Genomic DNA, 6,388 nt, shown 5'->3' with positions numbered 1-6,388 from the left:
GCACTTACCCGGCAAATTGCAACTGCGGAAGTTGCACAGTGCTCGTTGATCTATGAGGAACTTAAGATACGGGCATTTGACAGTGACTGGAAGTTGCTCAGGAAATGGACACAGCAAAATCTTTAACCGGGCCTCTTGACGTGAATTTCATACACGGCGCGAAAGCCATCGACCCTGCTCTTGAAACCAAACAGCACAGCTCTCGGGACGGATGACCGCAAAAGCGTTCTGAGCATACTTTGAAAAACTCTGGGCTGTCCTTGGGTTCGACTTTTAGGTCGTCCTATCCGGGGCACCAATTCATCGGACGCGGTTCGGATCAAGGCACCATTTTCGTGGTGCCTTTTGTTGTTTCAGGCCGTTTTCAAGGGCCGTGTCCCGCCCAAGAGGGTGCAACTTCTTGACGCAGGCAAGAAAATTGGATGACGGTTTTGCCTTGAATTAGGGCGCTTTTATTGGAAAATTGCCTGCGCTGCGCAGAAAAAAGGCCGAGTTGGTCAAATATTCTTACCAGAATACTTGTCTTTGATCCGATAACCAGTAACATCGCGCAGGTGTGGCGGGCCGTTTTGCGTCGAATCGCCTGTGCGGTTCTATCTGCTCGCCATCGACATGCGATTATTCGCAATTGAACGAAATGGGAGGAAACCATGACAGACAAGGCAAAATTGGACCGGCGCTCGTTCTTGCAGCGCGCGGCCTTTGCCGGCACAGCCGCAGCAGGCTCGCTGGCAGCACCGGCCGTATTGGCGCAAGCGCCGATCGTGCTCAAAATGCAAACATCCTGGGGTGCGGGCAACATCTGGCAAGAATTCGCACAGGATTATGCCGACCGCGTAGAAGCGATGTCCGGCGGCCGTTTGAAGATCGACGTTCTGCCCGCAGGCGCGGTTGTCGCGGCGTTCCAGGTTCTGGACGCGGTGAACGACGGCGTTCTGGATATGGCGCATTCTGTGCCGGTTTACTGGTACGGCAAAAACAAAGCCGCATCGCTGTTCGGCACCGGCCCCGTTTTCGGCGGCTCGGCCACAACGATGCTGTCATGGTTCTATGAAGGCGGCGGTAAAGCCCTCTATGACGAGCTGACTCAGGACATCCTCGGGATGGACGTTGACGGCTACATGGGCTTCCCGATGTTCGCACAGCCCTTTGGCTGGTTCAAAGGCGAAGTAAACACTGTCGAAGACCTGAACGGCTTCAAGTACCGGACCGTTGGTCTGGCTGCTGACCTTCTGCAGTCGATGGGCATGTCGGTGGCACAGCTTCCGGGCGGTGAAATCGTTCCCGCGATGGAACGTGGCGTGATCGACGCGTTCGAATTCAACAACCCGTCGTCGGATAAAGACTTTGGCGCGCATGACGTTGCCAAGAACTACTATCTGTCGTCCTATCACCAGGCATCGGAAAGCTTTGAATTCCTGTTCAACCGCCTGTCGATGGAAGACATCGGCCCCGATCTGGCCGCGATCCTGAAGTACGGCGTTGAAGCAGCATCGACAGCAAACACCGCCAAGGCGATGCGTCGCTACTCTTCGGACCTGAAATGGCTCCAGGAAGAGGCAGGCGTAAACGTGCACCGCACCTCGGAAAACATCCTTGCCGGTCAGCTTGAAGCCTGGGACAAACTGATTCCGCAGCTTGAAGAAGATCCGTTCATGAAAAAGACCCTCGACAGCCAGCGTGCCTGGGTCGAGCAAGTCACCTATTACGAGATCATGAACTCGCCGGATTATACGCTTGCGTATAACCACTACTTCCCCGGCAAGCTGAAGATGTAATCTCAGATAAAATCTGACTGGATAAAGGCCCCGGCGACACATACGCCGGGGCCGCTTTTCAACTGAAAGGGGGCTCGTGTGATTAATTTCATACGTTTTGCCGACAACCTGTCGGCCTGGTTTGGTAAATCCTTTGCCTGGCTCATCGTCCTGATGGCCGTTGGTACCGGATACGAAGTTGTCGTCCGCTATGTGTTCAACAATCCCACAGCCTGGGCGCTTGACGTGTCCTTCATCATGTACGGTACGCTTTTCATGATGGGCGGTGCCTATACCCTTTCGCGGGGCGGGCATGTTCGGGGTGACTTCCTGTATCGGCTTTGGCAGCCACGCAATCAGGCGAAGATCGATCTTGTGCTCTACATCATCTTCTTCTTCCCGGGCGTCATCGCATTGGTTCTGGCCGGCTGGAAATATGCCGTGCGATCCTGGTCTTACGGCGAGGTCTCGGTCAACAGCCCTGCAGGCGTGCCGATCTATCAATTCAAGACCGTGATCGTGGTGGCCGGTCTTTTGCTGTTCATTCAAGGCATCGCCCAAGTTTGCCGCTGCATTCACTGCATGCGCACCAATGAATGGCTTCCCGCCGATGAAGATGTCTTTGAGACCGAAGACCTGCTGATGCAAAAGGCCTCTGAGGCCGAGAAGGATGCGCACCCATGACCGATCCGCAAATCGCCCTGATGATGCTGGGCCTGTTCATCATCTTCGTGTTTCTGGGCTTTCCGATTGCCTTCACGTTGATGGCCATGGGAATTGGCTTTGGCTATTACGCCTATTTTGACGCGCGCCGCATGTGGCGCAGCTTTGACCGCATGGCCGAGGATACCGGCTGGCTTGATTCAACGAGCCTCTGGATAGAGGGGTTATTCAACAACCGAATATTCGATTTGTTCGTGAACCAGACGTTCACGGTCATGTCGAACGAGGTTCTGACCGCCGTTCCACTGTTCCTGTTCATGGGTTATATCGTTGAGCGCGCCAATATCGTTGACCGGCTGTTTTCGACACTGAATATCGCGGCCAAGAACATGCCCGGTTCGATGGGTGTTGCGGCGCTTATCACCTGTGCACTGTTCGCGACCGCAACCGGTATCGTGGGCGCGGTTGTGACGCTGATGGGTCTGCTGGCGCTGCCGGCGATGCTCAAGGCGCGGTATGATCCGTCATTCGCCAGTGGCATTATCTGCGCCGGCGGTACGCTTGGGATTTTGATCCCGCCGTCGATCATGCTGATCGTTTATGCGGCGGCCTCGAACGTCTCGATTGTGCGTCTCTATTCCGCGGCTCTCTTGCCCGGTCTGACGCTGGTTACACTCTACCTTGTCTATGTCATCGGCCGATCGATCCTTCAGCCATCAATCGCGCCGAGACCAACCAAGGAAGAAGTGCCCGACATTCCCAAGTCGCAACTGGCGATCATGATCCTCACGTCGCTTGTGCCGCTGGCCTTTCTTATCCTCGCCGTGCTTGGCTCGATCCTGTTCGGTCTTGCCACCCCAAGCGAGGCGGCCTCGATCGGTGCATTGGGCGGGATCTTCCTGGCCTTTGTCTATCGTGCGATGACATGGCAGCGGATGCGCGAAAGCGTCTATCTCACGGTGCGGACCACCGCGATGGTGTGCTGGCTTTTTGTTGGCTCCTACACGTTCTCGGCGGTGTTCTCCTATCTTGGTGGCGAACATCTGATTTCAGAGTTCGTTCAGGGTCTGAACCTTAGCCCGCTGATGTTCCTGCTGCTTGCGCAGCTGATCATCTTCCTGCTGGGTTGGCCGCTGGAATGGTCCGAGATCATCATCATCTTCGTGCCGATCTTCCTGCCGCTGCTGGCATTCTTCCAGATCGATCCGCTGTTCTTTGGCATCCTGGTCGCACTTAACCTTCAGACCAGCTTCCTAACGCCACCAATGGCAATGTCGGCCTACTATCTGAAGGGCATTGCGCCACCGGAAATCAAGCTGACCCAGATCTTCCGCGGGGTCATGCCCTTCCTGGTCTGTGTCTTCATATCCATGGCATTAATGTACCTCTTTCCGCAGATCGTCTTTTATCTGCCGGAGCTGATGTATGGCAAATAATGCCGATATCCTGATGCTTGACGCTTGCACCCTTCGCGAGCGTCTGGCGACCGGCGCACTAAGCGCGCTGGAGGTGGTCGAGGCCTCGATTTCCCGGATCGAGGCCCGCGAACCCGAAGTTCATGCCTGGGCTTGGTTCGACCCCGAATTTGCCCGTGCTCAGGCGCGGCAGCTTGATACCCACCGCCAGACCGGGCGTGCGATCGGGCCGCTTCACGGTCTGCCGGTGGCGTTGAAAGACATCATCGATACCGCCCGCATTCCGACAGAGAACGGCTGTGCCCTTGATAAAGGCCGGGTGCCGATCAAGGACGCCACTATTGTCGACAAGCTAAAGACGGCCGGCGCGATCATCATGGGCAAGACGGTCACCACCGAACTTGCCTTTATGGAACCCGGAGCGACACGCAATCCACATAACCTTGCGCACAGCCCCGGCGGCTCGTCTTCGGGCTCTGCCGCGGCAGTGGCCGATGGCATGGTGCCGCTGGCGGTTGGAACGCAAACCGGCGGTTCGATCATTCGCCCTGCCTCTTATTGCGGTGTGACCGGGTTCAAGCCAAGCTTTGGTGCGATCCCACGCACCGGCATTTTGATGCAATCGCCGACGCTCGACACGGTTGGCGTCTTTGCGCGCACCCCGGCGGATGGCGCTCTTATTGCCGAGGTGCTGTTTGGACATGACGAGGCCGATCCGGCCACCCGGCCCGAACCGGCGCCGCCCCTGCTTGAAATTGCCACCTCGGAACCGCCGATCAAGCCGATCTTTGCCTTTGTGAAGCCTCCCGGTTGGGACGATGCCGACCCGGAACTTCACGCTGCATTTTCCGAATTGGCCGAGGCGCTTGGCGAGCGGATGTTCGAGATCGACCTGCCGGCCCCCTTTGCCGATGCCGCCATGCTTCGCGAGCGGATAAACTTTGCCGAAATGGCCCGTTACTATTACAGTTACGGCAAGAAAGGCGCCGATCAGCTTGGGCCACAAACCCTTGAGGCGCTGAGCAAGGGCAACACCACGCTGGCGCGCGATTATCTGGCGGCGCTCGATTGGGGCGATGTGCTTTATGCCGGTCTTGATGAAATCTTTGATCGCTGTGACGCCATTATCTGCCCGGCCGCCATGGGCCCTGCACCCGAGGGGCTTGAGTTCACCGGAAGCGCACTCTTCAACGGGCTTTGGACATTCGTCGGCACGCCCGCAGTGACCATTCCCGCCTTTACCGCCGAAAACGGGCTTCCGATGGGGATTCAACTGGTTGCCGCGCGCGGCAATGATGCGCGGCTTTTACGTAATGCAAACTGGTTCCAAGGCTGGCTGACCGAAGCCGGCGCTTAATGAAAGGACAGACACATGAATAGATTCCTTGCCATCTTCGCCTTTGCGGTCTTCGCGGGATTTCTTTACATTCTGGCCAGCAAGATCGGCTCGATTGACCTTTGGCTGGTGACCCTCCTGACGGCTGCCCTTGCGGCTTATGATTTCCTGACATCCAGCAAGAACAAGAACTGACATGCCACAGAAGCCTGTTATCTGGATTCCGCGCCGTCTTTCCGATGCGACACTGGCCCGCGCGCGCCGTGACTACGAGGTCATCGTAAACGAAGATGACACCCCCGGCACCGCCGAGGAAATCATCGCAATGAGCGCCCGCGTCGATGGCATGATCCCCTGTCACTCGGAACATTTCAGCGCCGAGGTCGTGGCCAGGCTTGACCCGCGCCTGAAAATCGTCGCCAACCATTCGGTCGGGGTCGATCACTGTGATCTGCCCGCACTTAAATCGCATGGCGTGGTTGTGACAAACACACCGGATGTGCTGTCGGATGCCACCGCCGAGATTGCCATGCTTTTGATGCTTGGCGCGGCACGTCACGCGGTTGCCGGGGATCGGATCGTGCGCACCGGTGCATGGGATAGCTGGTCGCCGTCCTTCATGGTCGGCAAACAGGTGACCGGCGCACGTATCGGAATCGTCGGCATGGGTCGTGTGGGGCGCGCATTTGCCCGCAAGGCGCGCGGGTTTGATATGGAAATACACTATCACAACCGCTCGCGCCTCTCGCCCGAGGATGAGGCCGGGGCGATCTTTCACGAAGATGTCGACAGCCTTCTCGAGGTCTCTGATTTCCTGTCGCTGCATTGTCCCGCGACACCTGAAACGCAGAAATTCCTGAACGCCGAACGACTGGCGCGCATGCCCAAGGGGGCCGTGATCGTCAACACCGCGCGCGGCGCCCTGATCGACGAGGCGGCTTTGCTGGATGCACTCGACTCTGGCCATCTGACCGCCGCCGGTCTTGATTGCTTTGAGGTAGAACCCGGCGGCAACCCGGCGTTTGCGAGCCATGACAACATCTTCATGCTGCCGCATATCGGAAGTGCCACCCGCGCCACGCGCGATGCCATGGGATATCGCGCGCTCGACAATCTTGATGCGTTTTTTGCGGGCGGGGAACCGGGGGACCGGCTGGTTTAAACCGCACCTCACTTAACAGTACCCTAGCCACCTGAACGGCGGATACGAGCCCGCT

6 protein-coding genes are annotated in these 6,388 nt (G+C 57.4%); all 6 read left to right on the top strand.

Annotated elements, in window-relative coordinates; genetic code table 11:
* Positions 1 to 650: 650 nt before the first annotated feature.
* The 6 genes from QZ522_RS16790 (at position 651) to QZ522_RS16765 (ending at position 6,333) form a co-directional block, all read left to right on the top strand.
* On the top strand, positions 651 to 1,778 hold the full coding sequence (locus QZ522_RS16790; protein WP_294614255.1) for a TRAP transporter substrate-binding protein: 1,128 nt from the start codon (positions 651 to 653) through the stop codon (positions 1,776 to 1,778).
* A gap of 78 nt (positions 1,779 to 1,856) precedes the next feature.
* Positions 1,857 to 2,441 (top strand): TRAP transporter small permease subunit, encoded by a 585-nt coding sequence (locus QZ522_RS16785; protein WP_294614252.1) that lies wholly within the window; start codon positions 1,857 to 1,859, stop codon positions 2,439 to 2,441.
* Positions 2,438 to 3,856, top strand: coding sequence for a TRAP transporter large permease subunit (locus QZ522_RS16780; protein WP_294614249.1), 1,419 nt, complete (start codon positions 2,438 to 2,440; stop codon positions 3,854 to 3,856). Before QZ522_RS16785 ends, QZ522_RS16780 begins: the two co-directional genes overlap by 4 nt.
* Positions 3,846 to 5,192 carry an amidase gene (locus tag QZ522_RS16775; protein WP_294614246.1) on the top strand — a complete coding sequence of 449 codons (1,347 nt, stop codon included), beginning with the start codon at positions 3,846 to 3,848 and terminating at the stop codon, positions 5,190 to 5,192. Before QZ522_RS16780 ends, QZ522_RS16775 begins: the two co-directional genes overlap by 11 nt.
* A gap of 15 nt (positions 5,193 to 5,207) precedes the next feature.
* A complete protein-coding gene (locus QZ522_RS16770) occupies positions 5,208 to 5,366 on the top strand; it encodes a hypothetical protein (RefSeq protein WP_294614243.1) in 159 nt (52 codons plus the stop codon).
* Between the two features lies 1 nt (position 5,367).
* Positions 5,368 to 6,333, top strand: coding sequence for a D-glycerate dehydrogenase (locus QZ522_RS16765; protein WP_294614240.1), 966 nt, complete (start codon positions 5,368 to 5,370; stop codon positions 6,331 to 6,333).
* Positions 6,334 to 6,388: the final 55 nt, after the last annotated feature.

It is taken from the genome of uncultured Roseovarius sp. (assembly GCF_913054395.1).
GTDB lineage: Bacteria > Pseudomonadota > Alphaproteobacteria > Rhodobacterales > Rhodobacteraceae > Roseovarius.
Note: the sequence above shows the minus strand (reverse complement) of the source record. Positions and strands in the feature narration are given on the sequence as shown.